The sequence below is a fragment of the Nostoc sp. DSM 114167 genome (genome assembly GCF_052692655.1).
The window spans coordinates 4,232,709-4,254,013 of the sequence record NZ_CP195116.1 but is presented as its reverse complement, the minus strand read 5'-3'; the positions used below and the strand labels follow the sequence as shown (position 1 = coordinate 4,254,013).

General features: G+C 41.5%; 22 protein-coding genes and 1 tRNA gene. 11 read left to right on the top strand and 12 right to left on the bottom strand.

Annotated features, from left to right (window positions below; translation table 11 throughout):
• Window positions 1-71 precede the first annotated feature (71 nt).
• Window positions 72-752, top strand: coding sequence for a RibD family protein (locus NSTC731_RS18205; protein ID WP_445626175.1), 681 nt, complete (start codon window positions 72-74; stop codon window positions 750-752).
• Between the two features lie 116 nt (window positions 753-868).
• On the opposite strand, the gene NSTC731_RS18200 is transcribed toward NSTC731_RS18205, so the two are convergent.
• The 3 genes from NSTC731_RS18200 to NSTC731_RS18190 form a co-directional block, all read right to left on the bottom strand.
• Entirely contained in the window at window positions 869-1,219 is a 351-nt protein-coding gene (locus NSTC731_RS18200; protein WP_445626174.1) for a histidine triad nucleotide-binding protein, read from the bottom strand.
• Between the two features lie 417 nt (window positions 1,220-1,636).
• Window positions 1,637-1,710 (bottom strand) — tRNA-Pro (locus NSTC731_RS18195).
• A 50-nt stretch (window positions 1,711-1,760) separates the two neighbouring features.
• The gene (locus NSTC731_RS18190; RefSeq protein ID WP_445626173.1) at window positions 1,761-2,126 is read right to left on the bottom strand and encodes a DUF1818 family protein; all 366 of its coding nucleotides are present in this window, start codon (window positions 2,124-2,126) and stop codon (window positions 1,761-1,763) included.
• Window positions 2,127-2,835: 709 nt separating this feature from the next.
• Between NSTC731_RS18190 and NSTC731_RS18185 the strand changes: the two genes are divergently transcribed.
• Both NSTC731_RS18185 and NSTC731_RS18180 read left to right on the top strand, forming a co-directional pair.
• Entirely contained in the window at window positions 2,836-4,077 is a 1,242-nt protein-coding gene (locus NSTC731_RS18185; protein ID WP_445626172.1) for a phosphotransferase family protein, read from the top strand.
• Window positions 4,078-4,178: 101 nt separating this feature from the next.
• Window positions 4,179-5,267: a T3SS effector HopA1 family protein gene (locus NSTC731_RS18180; protein ID WP_445626171.1), complete on the top strand. Its 1,089-nt coding sequence runs from the start codon at window positions 4,179-4,181 to the stop codon at window positions 5,265-5,267.
• A gap of 220 nt (window positions 5,268-5,487) precedes the next feature.
• Here the strand turns inward: NSTC731_RS18180 and xth are convergent, their stop codons facing one another.
• Entirely contained in the window at window positions 5,488-6,270 is a 783-nt protein-coding gene (xth, locus tag NSTC731_RS18175; RefSeq protein WP_322738259.1) for an exodeoxyribonuclease III, read from the bottom strand.
• 456 nt (window positions 6,271-6,726) lie between these two features.
• Between xth and NSTC731_RS18170 the strand changes: the two genes are divergently transcribed.
• The 4 genes from NSTC731_RS18170 to NSTC731_RS18155 all read left to right on the top strand — a co-directional run bounded on the left by NSTC731_RS18170 (window position 6,727) and on the right by NSTC731_RS18155 (window position 10,003).
• A complete protein-coding gene (locus NSTC731_RS18170) occupies window positions 6,727-7,797 on the top strand; it encodes a glycosyltransferase family 4 protein (protein ID WP_445626170.1) in 1,071 nt (356 codons plus the stop codon).
• A 55-nt stretch (window positions 7,798-7,852) separates the two neighbouring features.
• The gene (locus NSTC731_RS18165; protein WP_104909358.1) at window positions 7,853-8,038 is read left to right on the top strand and encodes a hypothetical protein; all 186 of its coding nucleotides are present in this window, start codon (window positions 7,853-7,855) and stop codon (window positions 8,036-8,038) included.
• Window positions 8,039-8,145: 107 nt separating this feature from the next.
• Window positions 8,146-9,168 (top strand): zinc-dependent alcohol dehydrogenase, encoded by a 1,023-nt coding sequence (locus tag NSTC731_RS18160; RefSeq protein WP_445632118.1) that lies wholly within the window; start codon window positions 8,146-8,148, stop codon window positions 9,166-9,168.
• A gap of 70 nt (window positions 9,169-9,238) precedes the next feature.
• Complete coding sequence (locus NSTC731_RS18155; protein WP_445626169.1) at window positions 9,239-10,003, top strand: ABC transporter ATP-binding protein; 765 nt, start codon at window positions 9,239-9,241, stop codon at window positions 10,001-10,003.
• 65 nt (window positions 10,004-10,068) lie between these two features.
• On the opposite strand, the gene NSTC731_RS18150 is transcribed toward NSTC731_RS18155, so the two are convergent.
• The gene (locus tag NSTC731_RS18150) at window positions 10,069-10,599 is read right to left on the bottom strand and encodes an orange carotenoid protein N-terminal domain-containing protein (protein WP_445626168.1); all 531 of its coding nucleotides are present in this window, start codon (window positions 10,597-10,599) and stop codon (window positions 10,069-10,071) included.
• A gap of 220 nt (window positions 10,600-10,819) precedes the next feature.
• Between NSTC731_RS18150 and NSTC731_RS18145 the strand changes: the two genes are divergently transcribed.
• The gene (locus NSTC731_RS18145) at window positions 10,820-11,197 is read left to right on the top strand and encodes a hypothetical protein (RefSeq protein ID WP_445626167.1); all 378 of its coding nucleotides are present in this window, start codon (window positions 10,820-10,822) and stop codon (window positions 11,195-11,197) included.
• Between the two features lie 141 nt (window positions 11,198-11,338).
• Here the strand turns inward: NSTC731_RS18145 and NSTC731_RS18140 are convergent, their stop codons facing one another.
• Entirely contained in the window at window positions 11,339-11,974 is a 636-nt protein-coding gene (locus tag NSTC731_RS18140; protein ID WP_445626166.1) for an HAD-IA family hydrolase, read from the bottom strand.
• A complete protein-coding gene (queG, locus tag NSTC731_RS18135) occupies window positions 11,949-12,923 on the bottom strand; it encodes a tRNA epoxyqueuosine(34) reductase QueG (RefSeq protein ID WP_445626165.1) in 975 nt (324 codons plus the stop codon). The genes NSTC731_RS18140 and queG overlap by 26 nt, the downstream gene beginning before the upstream one ends.
• A gap of 239 nt (window positions 12,924-13,162) precedes the next feature.
• On the opposite strand from queG, the gene NSTC731_RS18130 reads away from it, so the two are divergent.
• The gene (locus tag NSTC731_RS18130; protein WP_445626164.1) at window positions 13,163-13,594 is read left to right on the top strand and encodes a ketosteroid isomerase family protein; all 432 of its coding nucleotides are present in this window, start codon (window positions 13,163-13,165) and stop codon (window positions 13,592-13,594) included.
• A gap of 342 nt (window positions 13,595-13,936) precedes the next feature.
• Here the strand turns inward: NSTC731_RS18130 and NSTC731_RS18125 are convergent, their stop codons facing one another.
• From NSTC731_RS18125 to NSTC731_RS18115, 3 genes are all read right to left on the bottom strand, one after another.
• Window positions 13,937-14,362, bottom strand: coding sequence for an ATP-binding protein (locus tag NSTC731_RS18125; protein ID WP_334912929.1), 426 nt, complete (start codon window positions 14,360-14,362; stop codon window positions 13,937-13,939).
• Window positions 14,363-14,365: 3 nt separating this feature from the next.
• On the bottom strand, window positions 14,366-16,039 hold the full coding sequence (locus tag NSTC731_RS18120; RefSeq protein ID WP_445626163.1) for a SpoIIE family protein phosphatase: 1,674 nt from the start codon (window positions 16,037-16,039) through the stop codon (window positions 14,366-14,368).
• Window positions 16,040-16,202: 163 nt separating this feature from the next.
• The gene (locus NSTC731_RS18115) at window positions 16,203-16,922 is read right to left on the bottom strand and encodes a response regulator (protein ID WP_445632008.1); all 720 of its coding nucleotides are present in this window, start codon (window positions 16,920-16,922) and stop codon (window positions 16,203-16,205) included.
• A gap of 417 nt (window positions 16,923-17,339) precedes the next feature.
• Here NSTC731_RS18115 and NSTC731_RS18110 point away from each other — a divergent pair, with 417 nt between their 5' ends.
• Both NSTC731_RS18110 and ftsE read left to right on the top strand, forming a co-directional pair.
• On the top strand, window positions 17,340-18,095 hold the full coding sequence (locus tag NSTC731_RS18110) for a WecB/TagA/CpsF family glycosyltransferase (RefSeq protein ID WP_445632007.1): 756 nt from the start codon (window positions 17,340-17,342) through the stop codon (window positions 18,093-18,095).
• A 226-nt stretch (window positions 18,096-18,321) separates the two neighbouring features.
• Window positions 18,322-19,065 (top strand): cell division ATP-binding protein FtsE, encoded by a 744-nt coding sequence (ftsE, locus tag NSTC731_RS18105; RefSeq protein WP_445632006.1) that lies wholly within the window; start codon window positions 18,322-18,324, stop codon window positions 19,063-19,065.
• A gap of 122 nt (window positions 19,066-19,187) precedes the next feature.
• Here ftsE and NSTC731_RS18100 read toward each other — a convergent pair whose 3' ends face one another.
• Together NSTC731_RS18100 and NSTC731_RS18095 are read right to left on the bottom strand one after the other, a co-directional pair.
• Complete coding sequence (locus NSTC731_RS18100) at window positions 19,188-19,958, bottom strand: armadillo-type fold-containing protein (protein WP_445632005.1); 771 nt, start codon at window positions 19,956-19,958, stop codon at window positions 19,188-19,190.
• A gap of 186 nt (window positions 19,959-20,144) precedes the next feature.
• On the bottom strand, window positions 20,145-20,729 hold the full coding sequence (locus NSTC731_RS18095) for a hypothetical protein (protein ID WP_445632004.1): 585 nt from the start codon (window positions 20,727-20,729) through the stop codon (window positions 20,145-20,147).
• Between the last annotated feature and the right edge of the window lie 576 nt (window positions 20,730-21,305).

The following is a 21,305-nucleotide window of genomic DNA, read 5'->3' as shown; positions in this document are numbered from 1 at the left end:
GCCTCTTTTGACTCTCAAGTGTGGAGGGGATTCAAAAAGGTAAAATTATAAAGAATCGTTACAACATAATCATGTCAACCATCCAAACAACTGTGGTTCTGGCGATGACGGCCGATGGAAAAATTAGTGCCGTAGATCCGAAAGCGCCTCGCGAACCCAATGTAGTCGATCAAGCACACTTGGAGTATCAAGTCTCCCTTGCCGATTTAGTGCTGGTAGGAGCAGGGACAATTCGGGCTGAGGGGGGAACCTTTGCAATTAGCGATCGCGAACTGTTGGCAGCACGTGAGGTTCGCGGCCAGTCTCCTCAGCCGATAACTTGCGTTGTTTCACCTTCCCTTAACTTATCGCCGGACTTGCCTTTTTTGAGTCAGGACATTGAGCGATGGATATTTACCACACGGACTGCTATAGAGCGCAGTTCTGATACAACAACTTTGCAAAAACTGGCTGAATTAATTGATTTGGGAGATACAGACCTGAACTGGGATCGGGGCTACAGCTTGATGGCAGAGCGGGGTATTCGCAAAGTCGTTGCTTTGGGAGGTGGCTCTTTAACAGCTGCTCTAGTTCAGGCAGGACGAATTGACGATTGGTGGCTGACCATTTGGCCGCTCATTTTTGGGGGAAAGCACGCCCCTAGCCCAGTGGAGGGAGAGGGTTTTCTTCCCGATGCTGCTCCTCATCTAGAACTCATAGAAACTCGTCAGGTTGGAAGCAATCTGTTTTTACACTACCGCACAATCAAGTGAAAACGCGCTGCCAGAATTCAGCACTACGATCTTTGATACTAGAAAGCAGGGGAAGAGGGTGCTTTTGCCCACAATTTGACTGAGTTTGTACCTTTTACCCTACCCCCTGCCTCTAATCAACCAGGAGGCCAATTTAACTGCCGTCCTCCCAAAATATGCAAATGTAAGTGATCGACTGTTTGACCGCCGTCATCACCAGCATTGATCACAACTCGATAACCATTTTTTAATCCAGCTTCTTCTGCAACACGTTTAGCAGTTAACAAAAGATGCCCTAACACAGCATGATCCTCAGATTCAGCCTCAGCTAGTGTCGCAATGGGTTTTTTAGGAATCACGAGGATGTGAACGGGCGCTTGGGGATGGATGTCTTTGAATGCTAGGGCTAAATTATCCTCATAAACAATATCAGCGGGAATTTCCCGACGAATGATTTTGCTGAAAATCGTTTCTGTAGTTTCACTCATGCCAATCTACCTACTAATCTGCTAGAGATTTTATATTAAGTCCGCCTAATTACTTATCATTGACAAAATTTGATTGTGCGGGTGATACCATTTTGGATTTTAGATTTTGGATTTTAGATTTTGGATTGTGAAACATCCATTGGATAAGGGACTTCCAAGAAATAAATTATCCACTCTTGTGGGATGGGCGACACGAGCGCCCGTTGACAGGGGCGGACAAGATGTCCACCCCACAAGAAAAGTTGTATATTTTTTTATTTGTCAGTCCCTAAGTGTTTCAGTTTTCCATCTGTCGCAATCATTTTTCACGCTTGGTATAACATCCCTATTTACTATTCGGTTAGGTTTTTTCAGGAAAAAGCTATGAAAAAACCTGCTAATCTTTTAAAAAGACTAGCAGGCATGGCTTATCATCAATCGGAGCGGCGGGATTCGAACCCACGACCTCCACTACCCCAAAGTGGCGCGCTACCAAGCTGCGCTACGCCCCGGTCAGAATTCCTATTATATAGCAAAACTGTAGGTTAATCAAGAGGTAATTTTAAAAAACCTTAAGCATCCCACTAGCTTGCAGTAAATTTGGAACAGCAGAAGCATTCCATTTACCTTCTACACATCGCCCTGTATTTAGGATGAAGCGCAGACTATAATCATGAGGATAGCCTTGCACTTCCATCCATAATAAATCGCTTTCGGCTTCACAAGTAATTTTTTCCTCTTCCATCAATTCAGTTGCGAGTTGCTTCATGGTGTCTGCTAGCTGTGCTAGTAGACGACAAAAATCATTTAACTCAGCTTCGGTTAACTCAATTGCCCAATCATCTGTACCAACTAAACCTTTAAACTCAGGTGTATCGGGGTTCCAGCCAATACGCCAACCCAATCCGGTTTTAACAACGCGTTCCATTCAAAGTAGGCTTGTGCATTCTCAGGTTAAAGTTTTAAAAGTTATCCGCCAACTAGTAATCACAAATCATACTTGAAAAATGCCGTGTTTCAAGCTTGACAAAAGTACACTTACATAAGGTACGCTCATGTAGGTTTTGTTTGCGATCGCCTATAGTCATATACAATTTGTAGGTGACGAAAATAACGTAATCACAAGTTTTCCAGACATCAATTCGGAAAATTAAATCAAAAAATAATTACTAATTGCTAAAAAACTCCGGTTTTTTTGGCTTTGTGATGATAAATAAAAGTAATACTGTTGAATCACGTGCTTCGTACCGCAAAGGATTACTAAAATTCTTCGCTGCTTTCAAGATGACTACTAAACATCAAACAATATCTGCTACCAATCAGCTTTTTGCTGGTGATGCTTCTTTGCCACAAAAAAAGGCTCTACCACAAAACTTACTCTAGATGTATCTAAGTAACTATGCTGATAAAGTGTAAAGATGTCACAGTATCTAGCAGCCAATTTTAAAGGAATCGCAAAGGACTTGGTGCCAATTTGGCAAGTTTTTCTCCCAAATATGAGATATTAGTAGATTGTAGAAATCTTTATTCTTATTCACATCTCTCTTCTTGCATTAGTTCCTATCTACTAAAACTCTTAAGACCAAGCAAATTTGACACGATAAGTTGAAGTAATTTAATGAAGTAGGAAATAATACATGGTATTATCACTGTCTTCTCATAACGTTATCCAGTATCTGCAAGACGCGGGTCTGTGTAGCTCAGAAGATGGCCCATCAGACAAATCTGAGTTGCCAGGAAGTAGTCAGAAAAATTTCAATTTACTAGTGACTTTAGCAGATAATCGCCAGCTGCTGATTAAACAAGAACGTAACGTTAATAACAATGACGGCGCGCCTCATGAATTGTTTCAGGAGTGGCTGTTTCACCAGTTGTTACAACAGTTTCCAGTTCTAGGTAACACTTCAGCAATTGCGCCATTGGTAGTGCATTTTGACGAAGAAAATTCGATTCTTGTCCGTAGTTACTTGAATGAATATCTACAGCTTGCGACATTCTACCACAACAATGAGATTTTTCCACAAGAAATTGCCTCTGCCATCGGCACAACTTTGGCGGGACTGCATCGCGCCACCTACAACCGCCGAGAATATCGGGATTTTATGGCAACTGCTCCCCAAGGAGAGTTTCGCTACGGGTTTTACAATCCAGCGCAAGGGGTAGGGTCAATTGGGCCGGAGATTTTTGGGACTGTTCCCACAGATGCACTGAAATTCTATGTTCTTTATCAACAATACGAGAGTTTGTCATCTGCGATCGCAGATTTGGCATATAGCTGGAATCCTTGCTGCTTAACTCATAACGACCTGAAATTGAGCAACATTTTGGTTCATTCCAGATGGGAGCAATTAGACAATTGTCTTATACGACTAATTGACTGGGAAGCTTGTTCTTGGGGAGACCCAGCCTTTGATTTAGGAACTTTACTGGCAAGCTATTTAGGAATTTGGCTTAAGAGTCTGGTAGTAGACCCCACCATTGAGTTAGAAGAATCCCTACATTTGGCGTTAACACCGTTAGAGATTTTACAACCTTCAATTATTGCCTTAATTAGGGCTTATATAAATGCTTTCCCGATGATTTTGGAATACCGCAGTGACTTTATTTCGCGGGTTATCCAGTTTGCGGGGCTGGCACTAATTCATCAAATTCAGGAGATGATTACCTGCCGTAAACATTTTAATAATGTTGAACTGTGTATGCTGCAAGTAGCTAAAAGTTTACTTGTAATGCCAGAGCAAGCTGTATTGACCATCTTTGGGATGTCAGAGTCAGAAATACTAAATCCTGTAGCAAAGATTCATAAATTTTCTCAGCCTGTAAAGGAGCAACAGTTACTTCGGATTTATTACGAAAAAACTCGGCTGCGTGGTTGTTAGTAATAGGTTGCAGAACAATTCAAAAAGAACACATAATTCTGAATTATGTATTCCGACTCCTGAATTCTAATTTTGTTAAAGTTTGATTTCTGAATGGATTAATGCTAAATTCCTCTATCAATCAATCGCTGAATTCTCTATTTGATATTGCTCAGAATATCCAGATTGAGTCAAATTTTTGTATTTACCATCCCAATTATCAACCCTTCGGTCTGCCGACTAAAATAGCCGATAGATTTCAGCAAAATTCTGTAGATTTACAACAGAAGTATCTCACTCTCCTGCTGCGAAATTTTCTCTATGGAATCTATTACAATGGCTCCCTGCAAAGTACTTTGGCAGTCAATACTGATAATACTAATCGCCCGCAAAAGCATAATTTAGCAGATAATTCTATTTTAGAGATTGACTGGGACTTTTACGAGCAACTGCACGCCAGTAATCACGGCATAGGTTACTTTGACCCTCAATGGCAGGTGTTGCGGAAAGAACCTGATGGGACTATGGCGGTGACTAAAGGTGGTTTAACACTTTATGTTGAGCCAGATTGTCATCTAGAATCCAGTAAGAAATCTACCAAAGTTGGTGATATGGTAGCAATCTGGATGCCCAAAAATCGACTGCAAAATGGCTGTTACTTAGCAGTTAGCAATGTTGGACAGGAACGGCAAAGCAACCCAGACGCCGATTTAGGAGCAGGGCGAATCTACTTTAACTTTACGGCATCTGGTGCGATCGCTCTCATGGAAAGCTTGACGCTGCAACTAAATGCAGCCTCGATTCCCTTTAGCTTTCAAGTTCTCCACAACCCCTCTGCATACGGACGCTATGATTCGGGGCTACTTTACTTTGAACTGCCCGACTATCCAGCAATCCGCGCAATCCTTCAGACTGTTTATATCAAAAATCAATTTCATTTCCAGCCCGAAATTCCTTTGTTTACCAAATTTTTAGCTCCAGGGTTAGGTTTAGCCGAAGAACCAACCCAAAAATTTGCCGCACAAGAAAGTTTTGGGATGAACCGTTGCCAAATCGTCGCAAATGCTTTGTTGGAAGCTTGGCAAAAAGGTAAAAATGCAATGGAGGAAAGGATGAGGGTTATTGACCAACACTTTGCGCGGCATCTAATAGATTTACAGCGTCCTTATCTCAATCCCAGTTCTGAGGATATATATCAGCCGTTAAATTGATTAATTGATTGATTGGGCATGGGGCATTATTTGTCATTTGTCACTTGTACTGAGCAAAGTCGTTGGCGCAGCCTCTCGTAGAGAAGTATTTGTCATTTGTCATTTGTCATTTGTCATTTGTCATTAGTTATTCTCCCCTGCTCCCACTTCGGCTACGCTCAGTGACCACCTGCTTTCTGGTCAGTGAGCGTAGCCGAAGTGCTGCTCCTCCAATCTCCATTCAAAATTCCACAATTACCGGCACATGGTCGCTAGGTTGAGTTAATTTTCTCGGCGCGACATCAATAATGCAACTTGTAGCACGCTCATACAGGATGGGCGTGAGATAGTGATGGTCAATCCGCCAACCTAAGTTACGACGGAAGGCAGCAGAGCGATAATCCCACCAGCTATAATTTCCACCTTCTGTGGTGAATTTGCGAAAAGCATCGGCAAATCCCAATTTCAGAATATCCCGTAAGGCTTGGCGCTCTGTTTCTGTTGCCATAATGTGATTTTCTGTACTCACTTGCTCGTGAATATCCTTATCTTCCAAGGCGATATTGAAGTCGCCGCAGACACAAATTGCGGATTCTGACAACACCAGCAATCGCAAATACTCGTGTAGCGCTGTCAACCAACGCAGTTTGTATTCGTATTTCTCCGTTCCTACCGCTGCGCCATTAGGAACATATAAGTTTACAATCCGCACGCCATCAATTACACCTGTAATCACGCGCTTTTGCTCGTCCCATTCGTGATGTAAATCTGGCAAAATCGCCCTAAACCCGCTACTGACATTTAGAAGTGGCTGGCGGCTAATCAGGGCTACACCGTTATAAGATTTTTGCCCTGACATATAAAGGTTATACCCTAACTGCTCAAAAGGCGATCGCGGAAATTCAGCATCCACAACTTTGGTTTCTTGCAAGCAGAGAACATCAACAGGATTTAGGGTTAACCAATCAATAACCTGTTCCAGGCGAGTGCGAATTGAGTTGACGTTCCAAGTAGCGATTTTCATTAGTTAGTTATCAGAATTTTTGTAAATTACTAATTACAAATTATGTAATTATTGTACAATTCCTTAATATTTATATTTTCTGTTATCTTTCCCAATTACCTTTAAATGAAGCTCTAATGGCTTGATCCCATTGAATATTTTAGTATTGTCAGCTACTAAATATTCAATTTTGTAAGTTTTACTACAAAACATTCTACCTCTTTATGATCCCCAAGACAGATGCAACAAATAATAGATAGCTATACGGTTAGAAGTGTGGCTCAGAGTTGACTTTTGCCGATAGTCAGTTAGATTTGTTGGCAGAAAATTTGCGGTAGGGTTAACCGTTATTGCGCTTTTGATAGCCTGTAAGGTTAATTTAAATGTCAAAAGAGTAAGTACAAATGCTCTTTCCTCATAAAATAACGATCTAGTTCATTATTGAGGACAATTTCATAGACTGAACCAGAAAAACTTATGAAAATCGCTCAAGTTGCCCCCTTATGGGAAAGGGTTCCACCTCCTAATTATGGAGGAATAGAATTGGTAGTGAGTCGCTTGACTGATGAACTTGTTCGTCGCGGTCATGAGGTAACTTTATTTGCTTCTGGTGATTCTCAAACTTTGGCTAACTTAGAAGCAGTTTATCCACGTGCATTACGCTTAGACCAAAATGTGAAAGAGTATGCAGTGTATGAAATGCTAGAACTAAGCCAAGTTTACCAGCGTGCTGACCAATTCGATATTATCCATTCTCATGTAGGGATTTCGGCATTACCTTTAGCGAGTTTGATAACAGTAACTGCTACAGTCCACACCCTGCACAATAATTTTACAACTGACAACCGTCACGCATTTACTTATTACCAAAAGCAACCATACATCAGCATTAGTAACTCGCAGCGTCAAATCGATCTTAATTATGTTGGCACGGTTTATAACGGAATTGAACTAGCAGATTACCCATTTGTAGCCCAACCGTTAGAACCTGGATATTTAGCGTTTTTAGGTCGTTTTTCGCCAGATAAAGGCCCGCAACATGCGATCGCCATTGCTAAACAGAGTGGTTGGCGCTTGAAGATGGCAGGAAAGGTTGATGCAGTACACTCAGAGTTTTTTGAACAAGAGATTGCTCCCCACATAGATGGTCAGCAAATCGAATATCTCGGTGAAATTAACCATGCCCAAAAAACTGAACTTCTGGGTAATGCTGCCATTACTCTTTTCCCCATTAACTGGCAAGAACCTTTTGGTTTAGTAATGATTGAATCAATGGCAAGTGGTACGCCAGTAATTGCCATGAATTTCGGCGCCGTACCTGAAGTTATTGCTCACGGTAAAACAGGTTTTATCTGCAATAACTATGCAGAAATGGCGGCAATGATTCCACCAGCTTTGGAACTCAATCGTCAAACCTGTAGAAAACACGTAGAAAACAACTTTAGCGTTAGCCAAATGGTTAACGGATATGAAGCTGTTTACAGACAAATTATAAAAGACCGCATAGAATCGAATGGCCGCATTCATGCAGCTAACATCCAGTTTTAATCAACTGCTTTTTTGACTTAGTTTAAAACAACAATTTTTTAAGGAGGACATTGGTATGAGTACGAGAGCCAACACTTGCCCATGCTGCGGTGGTTCCCTCCTGCGTCATGCCCGTCATGGTGAACTCTATTGGTTTTGCCTGTCATGCCGACAAGAAGTACCGCTGTTAACTGCTACTCGCCTGCCTAATGTGGAAACCCGGAACACCGGAGTAGTTCCTCAGCCAGCGGTGAATACCTAGTTTTTGAATATATAAAAGCTACTAAAAATCAATACTGATTTAGTTTAAACCTATCAATAAGCCTCAACTGATAAAATCGGATGGAGCTAATTAATAGGTTTAAAGTTTTGTTAGCAGCGTTACTTTATGGTCAAGAAAATTTACGCCTAGAGGAAGTTTCTGACCCGACTCCGGCGGCTGGAGAGGTTGTAATCCAAGTGGGGGCTGCAACAACTTGCGGTACTGATTTAAAAGTCTGGCGGCGTGGTGGTCATGCCAGGATGCTGATCCCGCCAACCCTGTTTGGTCACGAAGCGGCTGGGCAAATTGTTGCCTTGGGTAGAGGAGTGACAAATTGGCAAGTAGGCGATCGCGTTGTCGCTAATAATTCTGCTCCCTGCATGAAATGCTTTTTTTGTCAACGTCAAGAATATTCCTTATGTCCAAATTTGACCTGGAATAATGGGACCTTTGCCCAATACTTGAAAATTCCTGCACCGATAGTAGAACATAATTTGTTGCAGATTCTCGATGAGTTGCCGTGGGAATTGGCAGCGATGACGGAACCTTTAGCTTGTGTGTTGCATGGTGTAGCGCGTTCTAATATTAAGCCCAAAGATAAAGTAGTCGTGTTAGGAGATGGGGCGATCGGGTTAATGTTTGTGGCGGCGTTGAGTGAGAAAGCTGAGGTTTTGCTGTGGGGAGGTAATAACCACAGACTAGAAATTGGTCAGAAATTGGGTGCAACCCAGACTTTTAATTATCATCAAATCTCAGAGATTCCCAGTGTAGTGAAAGAACTTACCCAAGGATGGGGTGCAGATGTAGTAATTGAAGCCACCGGTGTCCCAAGTGTTTGGGAAACTGCGATCACCTGCGCCCGTCCTGGTGCAACAGTCAACTTATTCGGTGGATGTCCACGAAATACCAGCATTACTGTGAATACAGAACAGCTACACTATAGCGAACTTACTATCAAAGGCGTGTTTCATAATACACCAGAGTATGTGCGATCGGCCCTTGCACTCATAGCTAGTCGCAAAATTCCCTTTGAGTTACTTATTAGCGAACAACGACCATTAAAAGATTTAGAACAGGTGTTTTGTGAAATGAAAGCGCGTAAAGTAATTAAGGTAGCAATGATTCCTTAGTTAACCCGTCTTATGGATTAATCAAATTTTTATAATAATTGCATCTCTACCACCTAATAACTAAATCCTTATGGCAAACACTATTTCAATTACCGATTCTTTAGTTCCTAATCCCGTTCCTAAATCAACAATTATTCGTTTAGAGAATATCTTTAAAATATATGGCAGTGGCGAAACTGAAGTTAAAGCACTTAGCGATGTGAATTTAACTATCCACGAGGGCGAATATTGTTCAATTATGGGACCATCTGGTTCAGGTAAATCTACAGCCATGAATATTATCGGCTGTCTAGATCGACCCACAGGCGGACATTATTATTTAGATAATATTGATGTGGCGCAAATGGATGATAAATCCTTGGCACACATCCGTAATAAAAAGCTGGGTTTTGTCTTTCAACAATTCCATTTATTACCTCAACTCACAGCATTAGAAAATGTGATGCTACCAATGGTTTATGCTAGTGTGAATCCGAAAGAAAGAAGCGATCGCGCTACAGTTGCCTTGACGCGAGTAGGTTTAGCAAATCGCCTCAACAACAAACCCACTCAACTATCTGGCGGACAACAACAAAGAGTAGCGATCGCCCGTGCGATCGTCAATCGTCCCCTGGTACTCCTCGCCGATGAACCTACAGGGGCACTTGATTCGCGCACAACCCAAGAAGTCCTAGATATTTTTGGCGAACTCAATGCCAGTGGAATCACAGTTGTCATGGTGACACATGAACCAGAAGTCGCCCGTCAAACCCAGCGCATCGTTTGGTTCCGTGATGGTCAAGTAGTACACTCCAACCTCACCCCAGCCGACTTGAGTCAGTTGGCTATCTCGTAAGTTCTTAAAGTCCGCAGAGGCGGACTTTAGTTTGTGTTGCAGCGGCTCTAGTCGCCAAGTGAAGATTATAAACTTGATGTTTTCCCAGTTTCTGCTTGCGTTGCGATCGGCTTAACATCGGTGTAACCTACTTCACCAGCTATTGTCCGAAACACTGACATTTGCTCTTCAAAATCTAGTCCTTCAATTTGGGAAAGCAGATCGTTAACTGCCTTACTTGGCTGGTAGCTAGCTGGTATTCCAACCACTGTATCTCCCATAGCTACCGCCCAAGCATACCAAACTAGCAACTGGTTATTTTCTTTTATCGCCCCATAAGCACGAGAATATTCTGTGTCTTTGCGGTTAACAATATCCCGCATAATTTCTAGTTGCTCATCGTCGGATAATTTAAAATAATCTCCTAGTAGAAGTGGTGCTAACTCTGGTTCGGCCGCAGCAGGGGCAGCTGGTGTGATAGAATCACCCATTTTTTTATAAACAAAATAGAACCAGGCTAATTTGGCATCGGTATCTAAGGCGTTAAACGCATCCACCAATTTTTGAGTTTCATTGCTCTGAGCTTGAGAAATAGTTTTATCGTAACTTGCAGTCATTATTGTTTGTCTCCAAAATAATTTAATAGGCCAAACTAAGTGGTATCAAAGTTTGATCGTCAGATTCTACTACCGATAGAAATAGTTAAATTAATTGGAAATTCTAGCTTTAATCTACCTTTTAATAGAGGTAAAAGTCTCCCCCAGGAAGCAAGAAAGCAGCACATTACTTGGCTATAATCGCTCTGAAGCAATAAAAAATTTACCTAAGGTTTTAATTATGCCTGATGAAGAAGTGAAGCCCAATTTAAATGAAGCTTCCACCCAGGATGCACAATTAGCTGCCGATAACATAGCTAGTGGTGAAGAAGAAGCGCCAACGGTGGATTTTGATGCTGATTATACAGCTGCACAAAAATTCAGCGTAAGTGAAGTCGATCGCACAGGTAAAGGTGCAGCAGCAGCCGAAGCAGCTACTGCACCTGAACAGAAAATCTCTCAGCCACAAAAGACAACAACTCAAACTCAGTCAACTGGCAATCCTGATGATTTCAAAGAGTCAGCAAAAGAAGTTGGAAATTCTCAGACTGAGGTTGTAACCGATGTTAGTGATGATTTAGTAGAAGAAGCTTTGGAAAAGGGCGAACGGAAAAATTAATTTTCTCTGATATTTTGCCATTTTGTCAGATGGGCAATGTCACCAATATGAAAATTGAAGTTCCCAGTATTGTTAGACATTGCCCACTCTAGTGTTTGGATCGATTGTTCATCCGCTTTTGACTATTTAACTATTTATTAATTAACGACTGTTCATCACTTCTAGTAGTTCGCTAGGTTGTTGAATTAAATAATCTGGATTTTGCTTGGCTAGTACTTCCGGTGAGTTAAAGCCCCAAGTGACTGCAATCACTTGGATATTTGCTTTTTTTGATGCTTCTATATCTCTGGTTTCATCTCCGACATAAATAACTTCTTGAGGTTTGAGTTGCTTTTGCCTCAAGACATTATTTATAATAGTTGTCTTGCCAAAAATTGTAATTCCTGAGTAAATAAAATCAAATAGGTGATTCAAATCATTGATTGTGAGGAATTGCGTAACATTTTCTTTAGAATTAGAAGTGATAATACCCAGTTTATATCCTTGATTTTGGAGTTCTGTTAATGCTTCTTTAATTCCAGGAATTGCCTTTAATTCTGGTATTTTGTTTTTTAATTCCCCTTTAACTTGTTTAACTAGAAAAGGGATTTTAAATAGAGAAACTCCTGAGTACTTAATGATTTCCCTAGATGTTAAGTTTTTGAGAAAGGCTAATTGTTCTGGGCTTATTTGTTTATAACCAAAGTCTATAGCTAAACGATTAGCAATACTTACAAGGGCATCTACTGTATCAGCAATTGTGCCATCAAAATCAAAAATAATTACTTTCTGGGTCATTCTTCTGCTTGGATGCGTCAAGATTAGCTAGGGCGTTGCGTCGTAACATTTCTGGCTTAATCCGCCGCAAGGCAGATGCTGGAAATCGTTTATCCCACTCCCGATCTGAGATTTGGGCTAATTCTAGCAGGTGGGGAGCAATATTCACTGGATTTGGCTGAAACTCTTCAATATCAGTTGTTTGGGCAAAACGTTGATTCCAAGGACAAACATCTTGGCAAATATCGCAACCAGCAACCCAGCCTTGCAAATGAGGTGCGATCGCCTCTGGCAATTCCTTGTCACGATTTTCAATGGTATGATAAGCAATGCAGCGATTAGCATCGACAACAAAAGGCTGAGTAATTGCACCAGTAGGACAAGCCTGAAGACAACGAGTACAGCTACCGCAGTGTTCTGTGTGTGGGCGATCGCTCTCTAATTCTAAATTGGTCAACACTTCTCCCAAAAATACCCAAGAGCCATATTCTGGTGTAATCACATTACCATTCTTGGCAATCCAACCAATTCCGGCAAGTTGTGCCAACACTTTATCTTGCACGGGGCCAGTATCTGCATAATAAAGAGCTAATACGCCTGGATCGAGTGATTTTAGCCATATAGATAGCTGCTTGAGTTTTCTATGCATCACCTTGTGATAATCCCTTCCCCAACCATAACGGGAAATTTTGGCGTATTCCTCACTTTCAGGACGTTGATGTGGTGTGTAGTAATTCAGCGCTACACACACTAGCGATCGCACCTCTGGCATCACTAAACGGATATCCTGACGCTTTGGATTAGCCATCCATTTCATATCAGCGTGATAACCTAGTTCAATCCATGCTTGCAACCTCTGCGCTTCTGTGGCATTTACCCGATCTACAGCAGTAATTCCAACTTTGTGAAAGCCCAACTCGCTGGCTTTTTCTTTCACTAGACTGCTGCTCGTTACAGAATACTGATTCATTTTTTTTATCTGGATTTTGCCTAAATAAAGGCGTTTTAATTATATATGATGTAGCCAATACCTTTAATTAAGATTTTTTAACTGCCCGATATATAGCCTGTCTTAAACTGCACAGTAGTTCAAAACTTCTATCGTTAGGAAGATTTATTAAGATGTAGCAATCTATTTCAATAGCAGCTTTTTTTTTACTTATTTTTGTATTGAAATTAATATTCAGATAGGATAATACAGGTAATTTTATGACCTCTGCTGAATTTATATCGCCAGCGCAGTTTCAAGCAGAATTCCAGATTGAGGGAATTACAGAATCAAGCGTACTGCGTTATTTTGAAACCTTAAATGCAGGAGAATTTGAGGCAACTGCTGCCTTATTTGCGATAGATGGTGTGATGCGTCCGCCATTTGAATCCGATCTTGTCGGGACAGATGCGATCGCAGCCTACTTAAAACAAGAAGGTCAAAACATCAAAGCTTACCCGAACACAGGAATAGCCGAGACTTTAGAAAATGGAGATATCCAAGTCCAGGTAACAGGCAAAGCACAAACTTCGTGGTGTAGTGTCAATGTCTTGTGGTTATTTATTCTCAACCAACAACGGCAAATTTCTTATATTAGAATCAAACTTTTAGCTTCCCCCCAAGAGTTACTTAATTTACGTCGTGAAAAGTAAATAGCAAATAACTACAAAGGGCAAAGTTTTAAACCAATATTTATCACCCAGTTACATAGGATTCATGGCTTTATTCTGATTCCTGAGTTCTGAATTCTTCCTCATAAATGCATAACTTGAAAAATAGTAATACCAATTTGAAAAAAGAATGCGACAGATACATACGGACATACCTTTGTTCTGTCTGGCTTTCTTAATGCATGAATTTTGTTAGAATCGGCGGCAAGCGAGTCCGCGTACCCCTACGGGCAAGCAAGCTACGCTTTTAGCGTCTGTCTGCGACAGGCTCTTCGCGTTCGTAGAGAGCGTCATTTTGAATGCGTGAATTGGTATAACTTTTGTCTATTGGACTAATTCAGGTAAAGTAGCTTCTAACTTCAGACAGTTAGCACCATTAACCTGCAACTTGTAATCTACTTTATCCATGAGACGATTCATAATCAGCCAACCATAACCACCTTCTTGCTTTTCCATCGGGTTTGGAGCGTAGTAGTTAGACATATCAAAGCCTTCGCCGTAGTCCCAAATTTCTAAGGCAAAATCCCGGTCTTTCACTTCTAAACGCAGCAATATGGGTAAATTTGGTTGCTCCTTGTGGGCATGACGGACTGCATTAGAGTAGGCTTCCACTAAAGCCAGTCTCAAACGACTTGATTGTCGCGACCAATCCACAGATTCCCCTAGCTGAATTTTCAAACATCCCAACAACCAGTTTTCAACAATATTTAGAAAATTCAAGTCGCTTGGTACATGAAGCTCACTTTTCATGACTTACAAAATCTCCAGTGAAAGTATAGTTTGATCGTCTTCTTGAACGTTATTATCTGCCTGGATGCGAGCTAGTAAATGGTTAAGAGAAAGTGGTTGTTGCTCTTGTTGTAAGAGTTGCCAAAGACCATCTTGATTCAGCATCGAACGGTTTACTGACTCAACCCCAACCTCAGTTTTTACTGTTGAATCAGGATTATTTGATACCATTGCTTCTGTAATTCCATCGCTGGCTAGTAACAATGTGTCTCCAGCAGCGAGAACCAAGCGACCAGACTGTGCCTGCCACTTAGGCAAAATCCCCAAAGGAACGCTGCGAACTTTCAGGTAATTGGGATTTTCGACTAAAGCACCTTGGCGTGACCATAATATTGGGTAAATATGACCAGCATTAGTGTAGACCAGTTCTTTTGTGCTAGGGGTATAACAAGCTAACACAAGAGTGACAAAATAATTGTTGCTAATTAAATCTTCACTGAGAGCGTGGTTGAGGTTCTGCATGACCACATTCGGCTCTGCTGGTGTCTCTTGAGATAATTCTCGGCGCAAAACTGAAATAATACTAGCCATAAATAAAGCTGCTGGGACGCCCTTGCCAGAAACGTCACCCACCGCCAACCACAAATCGCCTTTGGGATGGACAAAAACTTCAAAAAAATCGCCTCCTACTTCTCGCGCTGGATAACAACAAGCTTGTACCTTCACACCTTTAATGTCAGGCAAACTTTGGCGTAGCAGATTGTATTGAATTTGGCGAGCCACCTCTAACTCAGTGTGAATCTGCTGTTGCTTTTCTTGGAGGCGTTGGTAGAATTTTGCTTGGGAGAGAGCTAAGGCTGCTTGTTCGGCAACACCTGCAATTAGTTGGATGTCTTCGTCTTCCCAAGGGCGATCGCGTCCCCATTGGTGGAGGGTTAGCACAGCCAACAGATGCTGATGGTAGCTAAGTGGCACAACTAGGTGATGACCAGGATTACCGTCATATATATCTTGAGCAAGTTGATAATGACGGGTTTCCAGCACCTTTTCTGTTAAAACACTGGAGTCGAAGGAGGAATCTAATAGATCGGATTTCGGATCGCGGTAGAAAAACTCGTCTTGTGTGAGGCGATCGCCCTCTACTGGTTTGAGCAAGCAACTGGTAGCTTCAAATGTTTCTCCAATAGTTGCGACAATTTTTTGCAGCATACTATCGTAGTCTAAAGATTCCCGAATCGCTGTTGTTACTGCATTAAACAAAGATTCTCGCCGTAGGGCCCGACGCAACTCTTGGGTGCGCTTCTTAACTAGGCGATATGTATCACTAGCTTGCTCAACTAAGCTTCTGAGCCGTTCTGGATTCCAGGGTTTGGTAATGTACTTGAATACCTGACCGGAGTTAATCGCATCTACCAAATCTTCAACATCAGTAAAACCAGTTAACAAAATCCGAATCGTGTCTGGAAACCGCTCTACGGTGCGACTAAAAAATTCAGTTCCATTCATTTCTGGCATTCTTTGGTCAGAAATAATTACCGCCATTTCGCCAAATTGATTCAAGATTTCCAAAGCACCAAAGGCATGATTGGCTTTATATACTTGAAAATCTCGCCTAAAAGTGCGGTAGAGTAAATCTAGGTTATCTGGCTCATCATCTACCACCATGAGCTTAGGTTTGTCCGTAACAATCTCAGCCATATTTGACTTTTGTTTTCATATATTTGAATGGCGAGATAGTATGATGTTTATCTCACCTAATAAATAAGAGAAAATCAGAGAAGTCATTTACTTTGAAAATATAACTTTTCAAAGCTGTGAGTTTCCCTTGATTATCCTCAATCGATCCACACCAAAATTAAATTTATCCAACTAACCCAGAACGCAAGGCGCGGACTGCTGCCTGGGTACGGTCATCGGCACATAGCTTATTCAAAATATTGCGAACGTGAGTTTTAACAGTGCCAACTGTGATGTAAAGTCTTTCCGCAATTACTGCATTACTACAACCTTCGACAATCAACTGTAACACTTCCAATTCCCTTTCTGTCAGGGTGTAAGGTTGAATTTCTTCCAAATTCTCAAAAGAATCTGGGTTAGGAACAATAATCTTGGAATCGACCAAAGCCGATTCCAACTTTTGAGGATTTTGTTGCGCTTGTTGTAATACAATCCGAGCGATCGCTGGATCGATCCAGGCGTTGCCATTGTAAGTTACTCGTACTGCTTCCAGCAAATTATCAAATTTGATATCTTTCATACAGTAAGAGTCTGCACCAGCGGCAAAAGCTGCCAACACCGCTTCTTTGTTATCCCGCAGCGTCAAAATTAACACTTTTGTAAATAGCTGCTGGCCATTAGTAGTAGATTTTACCTCCCGTGTTAACTCAATGCCATCTTTATCTGGTAACCCAATATCGACAATGGCAATATCTGGTTGTAGCATTTTTAACATTTTTAGACCATCAGCAGCATTAGCAGCTTCACCTACAACTTCAATTTCATCCTTTTGCTGTAGTGCTGTACGAATACCCACACGAGTTAGGTCATGATCTTCAATCAGAGCGATACGAATTTTACTCATAGCCAACTTCAGCCCGTTACACTATAACCATAAAGTCGAGTTTCGTGACATACTCCCACACTAGCTGCAAGCAGTATAGTGGGGGTTTCTATTCCCGGAACCAGAGTTGCGAGTTGAGCGTTTTATACTGAGTGAATATTACACTTTAACAATAAAAGCTGGACTGGTTCAGCCCAAGTACAAGCGCCCAAGATTAATAGACAGAAGAGTGAAATTAATTATGTGTTATCTAAAACCCTTATATATACGTAGCAGGACTGCGTATATATATTCTTCTTCACTCTTATGTCTTTTAATTATGCTTATTCTCGTTGCAGGGCAAAGGGGAATCTCTTTTGCCTAAGTTCTAATATAAAAAAATTTGATAAACTTAACATTCATGCAAAATCTGGTGTGAGTATTACTTAAGAATAGGCTATGTCTAACGGCAATCAAGCATTTTCAGTGTTGGGAATACCAGTTCATGTGATGGCTGACTATCCAGGCTGGTTGTTAGAATGCCTGCACACAGGCAGAGGAACTCATGTCGTAACGCTCAATGCAGAAATGACTATGCAGGCAGAGCGAAATCAATTATTAGCTCAGGTGATTAAAAATGCTGAACTCGTGATTCCAGATGGAGCCGGGGTTGTTCTGTATTTACGGTGGCTGTTATGGCAAAAAGTGCAGCGGTTTCCAGGGATTGAATTAGCAGAAAAACTTTTGCAAGCCCTTGGACAACAAAAGACAGGGACAAAGATATTTTTCTATGGAGGAGCGCCCGGAGTGGCGGCAAATGCGGCAGATTTTTGGCAGCAGCAAATTCCAGATTTGAATATAGTCGGCACTCACTCAGGCTACCATTCTCTAGAAGAAGAAGCACTATTGCGACAAACTCTGGCTCAATTGCAGCCACAAGTGATTTTTGTTGGTTTGGGAGTGCCGCGTCAAGAGTTATGGATTGCCGAAAACCGCCATTTGTGTCCCCAAGCAATTTGGATTGGCGTTGGTGGTAGTTTTGATATTTGGTCGGGAACTAAAACTCGCGCTCCCGCCTGGTTAGGAAATAATAATTTGGAATGGTTGTATCGCCTTTATCAAGAACCTTGGCGCTGGCGGCGGATGTTGGCTTTGCCAGCGTTTGCTGTGAAAGCGTTTGTTTATCGTTTGACAGCAAGAGGTGCAATTAGTTAAGAGTGCTGAGTTATAAGTTCTGAGTTCTGTTAGCGGAAAGCTAAGGTTTAGCCCGTGCTGAGTTCTGGGTGTTCTTACTTAGTTAGTATTAAAGTCTTGAAAAACTTTTAAATTTTCTTTGTTGAAATTTAAATTCCCAGGCGAAACCTGGGAATCCTTATTTTGGGGAGAATGTTACATCTAAGCAGGCAAACTGTTTAGTTGTGGGTATGAGGAAAGTTTAACAATGCCAGTATTAACAACTCAAGTTAAGAAAGACTTTTCCGTTCACGGAGAAGACAGTGAAACTCAACAGCACGGTAGCAATACTACAAAGGTACAATTGCAATCTGTAACCAAGACTTATGCTAATGGCACTCACGCCTTATTGAATGCAAACCTTGAGGTAAAAAAGGGAGAATTTCTGTTTATCACGGGGCCAAGTGGTTCTGGTAAATCAACGCTCTTGAAACTACTATATGGCCAGGAGTTTCCTACACAGGGAGAAGTAATTGTTGATGAATGTAATGTAGCGGATTTGCGGGGCGATCGCTTGTCATTATTGCGGCGACGAATTGGTATTGTGTTTCAAGACTACAAACTCATTACCCAACGAACAGTAGCAGAAAATGTCACTTTTGTGCTGCAAGCTCAAGGGTATACCCGTAAAGAAATTCAACGACGTTTAGAACCAACCTTAAAGTTGGTAGGTTTGCTGAGTAAAGCTGACTACTTTCCAGATCAACTGTCTGGAGGAGAGCAACAGCGGGTGAGTATTGCCCGTGCGATCGTTAGTACACCACCCCTACTGTTGGCCGATGAACCTACTGGAAATCTCGATCCAGATAATTCTTGGCAAGTAATCCAGATTCTCCAGAAGTTAAATTCCTTTGGGGCTACGGTAATTGTTACCACCCACGATGAACAATTGGTACGCAGGTGCAATCATCCGGTAGTGCAAGTTCGTAATGGAACATTGTCTCGAAAATAGTTATTTGTCATTGGTCATTGGTCATTGGTCACTTGTACTGAGCGTAGTCGTTGGCGCAGCCTCTCGTAGAGAAGTATTGGTCATTGGTCATTTGCAAAGGACAAAGGACAAAGGACAAAGGACTAATAAACGTGGTGTTTGACTTTTGATGATACGGGTACGAAAGGTACTGCTGTTTTGGGGGGTGGGACTTGTAGGCGATCGCAGGCTTGTAAACTCTTAAAAGCTGCCTCTCGCACTACAACTTCTTCCTCTCGACTGAGTAGGAGTTGCAAGCATTGCACAATATCTTGCTGCACTGAAGAGTCAACTCGCTTACGGCTGATGAATTTACTTAGTTGACCTAGAGCAATCAACCGCTTCAATGGATCTTTTTCTGTTAAATTCATCAACAAGCGATCGAGGTGGTCTTCTCGATTTTCAGAGAAGTTGACAATTTGCCATACCAATAAAATTAAAGTTAACAAGGTTCCCACACCTTGAGCGATCGCACCAGCAGCAATCCAGTGACTGTGAGAGTCGGCCCATATTGCCGCTGCCATGTAAGTGCTGACAGTAGCAATACCACCACTGATGACTGCTAAAACTAACCGACGATTTGAACTATTTAAGAACTTACGTATTTTAGACCAGCGCAATTGCCAGTCCCACTCCTGCATTGAGTAAACCAATACCATTACTCCAATGCCGATCAAAAGAGCCAGTAGCAGTTTCCAGTTCCACAACAACATGGCAATGATAATTGTCAGGAACCCAAGAAAGCCCCCAGGGCCAGAGAAACGTTTAAATGTTTGCTGCTTTATGGCTCCCTTTGTCTTGAATTTTGGAAGCGACCAGTTCCAGTTGGGGATTTGGTTGATCAATTGCTGCCAAGAAGACGAAGCCTGTGCCACAGTGTTTACCTACTTGATTATGAAATTACCTATTGTATAAGTTTTACTATGGATGAAGAAAGAATGAAGGCTGAAATCACAAAATGCCCGATTTAATAGACGGATAGTAGACTAATACAGCACAGCGCCAATTAACATACCATTTTCAATCGCTCAGAGCAAGGGCATCTTGTACGTAAGTCTTAATTAAAGACAAAAACGAAAGTTATCAAGGGTGAATTGCCCATCAAAAGTACAAAAGGTAACGCTGTAAATGTTATTCACATTTATAGATAATAAGGTATTGGGGGAAATTGGCGAGTCGGAATTGGCAAGATTAGAGCCTGGTAGTGCAGTTTGAGCGAGTAGTTGCCGATCGCGATCGTAGGCGGAAAGCACTAGCCGTTGCGAACTAGTGACAAAGGCGCTAACCGAGTTCACTGGACGCAAGAAGGTAGCTTCTAAAAATCCACTTTTGGGCGCTCCCATCAAGACTATTAGCCCTGAATAGGTTGGAAATGCTGGATTTGATGGCTGTATTGCTAGACAATTGTGAAAAATAACTCCCCAACGTTCATATTGGCGCTCTACTGCTTCAAAACACTTCAAGTCTTCTAAGTCTAGACAAATACAAGTAGGTACAGTAAGTCTGGTAGCATCAATAGCTGGTTCAACCTCACCCCGCCTAGCTGAAGCTTTAATTCCGTTTTGTATATTCAAGTTGTCAAGCGCAAATTTAGGGTCTTCAATCGTTGGTAGTTTATTTGATTGAAGAGTAGCCTGCTTTACCATGACATCCCGCCTTACTATTACTTAGATAAAATCAGATTATTTATACATTAAAAACTGTAGTTTCTACATATATAAGTAGAATTAACAGGTTATTAAAATAAGCGTTTTAACTATTTTTGACGTGTTGACGCTCAAAATTATTTATCGGTTTTTTGATAGACTACCATAAAAACTTATGCTGGATTCACGCTGGAGCGATCCTCGTTACCATGAAAAACCCTTATAAAACAGTAATTTCAACGTTCCGTTACTTTATTTTTATGAAAAAAAGCACCAAATCTTTACAAGTAATCCAGTAATTTTATATCTACTTAATCTGACGCTAGCGAGAAGTCTGAGAGTGATTGGTTCGCTGATAATAACAATGAGTGGGGAGTTTGAACTAGACACATGAAGAATGCTGAGTTAGAAGACTGCCTACAAAGGACGTTGCTCTTACTAAGTACACAAATATTAAGTGCTTTTTAATTTACTCAGCACTGAGGGCGGTCAACATCTAGGGTGACTAAAGGGGAGGCGGAGAAATTATCGAATCTTCTCTTCGTGCGCCTGCGCCTCAGGTATCGTGTCTTACTT